Genomic DNA, 264 nt, shown 5'->3' on the forward strand with positions numbered 1-264 from the left:
CAGCTAACCAGTGCGTCTTTAATCGATAAAAAACTGCCCAGTGTTGCAAGCCAGCTCATCAATGCCATCGGTGGTAAAGCTGGGGCGTTGACACTACAGTTCAATGAAAAAGACATCTCAGATTACTTAACAGTAGCGAAATCTCAATTCACCGCGCTCAGTCAGGTAAACTGCAAGCTTAGCATCAATAATTTTGGCTCATCCATAAAATCTGTGGAGCTTGCCAATTTTGTTCATCCTAATGTGGTACGTTTAGCCCATAAT

The 264-nt window shown here is 42.4% G+C and carries 1 pseudogene; it reads left to right on the forward strand.

The annotated features are described in order from the left end of the window. A pseudogene (locus AAEY75_RS15610) lies at positions 1-264 on the forward strand (EAL domain-containing protein); the annotation flags it as partial.

This window comes from Psychrobacter sp. TB55-MNA-CIBAN-0194, from assembly GCF_040309505.1.
In the GTDB taxonomy this organism is placed as follows: Bacteria; Pseudomonadota; Gammaproteobacteria; order Pseudomonadales; family Moraxellaceae; genus Psychrobacter; species Psychrobacter fozii.